This window comes from Bradyrhizobium sp. Leo170 (assembly GCF_004296405.1).
Classification (GTDB): domain Bacteria; phylum Pseudomonadota; class Alphaproteobacteria; order Rhizobiales; family Xanthobacteraceae; genus Bradyrhizobium.
The window spans coordinates 1-885 of record NZ_PSRR01000775.1 but is presented as its reverse complement, the minus strand read 5'-3'; the positions used below and the strand labels follow the sequence as shown (position 1 = coordinate 885).

Sequence of the window (885 nt, the reverse complement as noted above, 5' to 3'; positions counted from 1 at the left end):
TCAGACTGTGAGATTCGGCTATCCCCCGTAGCTCTGCACCAGGCTGCCGGCGACCAGCGACCAGCCGTCGACCAGCACGAAGAAGATCAGCTTGAACGGCAGCGACACCACGACCGGCGGCAGCATCATCATGCCCATCGACATCAGGACCGAGGCGACCACGAGGTCGATGATGAGGAAGGGGAGGAACAACAAAAAGCCGATCTCGAAGGCGCGCTTCAATTCCGAGATCATGAAGGCCGGGACGAGGATGCGCAGCGACATCTCGTCCGGCGTCGCCGGCGGCGGCTCGCCGGAGAGATCCATGAACAGCTTGAGGTCCTTCTCGCGCACGTTCTTCTGCATGAAGCCGCGCAAGGGGACGGAGGCGCGCTGCAGCGCTTCCTCGACGCCGATCTGGTTGGCGACGAGCGGGCGGATGCCGTCGTCATAGGATTTCTGCAGCACCGGGCCCATCACGAACGCGGTCAGGAACATCGCCAGCGCGATGATCACCGAGTTGGGCGGCGCGGTCGCGGTGCCGAGCGCGGTGCGCAACAAGGACAGCACCACGACGATGCGCGTGAACGATGTCATCATGATCAGGATCGACGGCGCGATCGAGAGCACGGTGAGCAGCGCGATCAATTGGATCGCGCGCTCGGTGACGCCGCCATTGCCCTGGCCGAGATTGATGCTGATGTCCTGCGCAAGCGCAGGCGCCGCCAGCGAGCTGGCGGTGATCAGGACGGCGGTGAATAAAACTCTACGCGGGAACTTCGGCGGCCTCACGAAGGGTTCTTCGGGCGGCCGAGCAGGGAGGCCATCTCGTCTTCGAGATTCTCAAAGCCGCTCTTCTGCGGCGCGGGCGGGGGCGAGGGTTCGCTGCGTGCGGGGCGCGGCGCG

Annotated in this window: 1 protein-coding gene and 1 pseudogene; both read right to left on the bottom strand. The window is 64.9% G+C overall.

Annotation, left to right across the window (positions count from 1 at the left end):
• Positions 1–18: 18 nt before the first annotated feature.
• Positions 19–771 (bottom strand): flagellar type III secretion system pore protein FliP, encoded by a 753-nt coding sequence (fliP, locus tag CWO89_RS44625; protein WP_130584431.1) that lies wholly within the window; start codon positions 769–771, stop codon positions 19–21.
• Positions 768–885, bottom strand: a pseudogene (locus tag CWO89_RS48700) (flagellar biosynthetic protein FliO); the annotation flags it as partial. The gene fliP and the pseudogene CWO89_RS48700, both read right to left, overlap by 4 nt.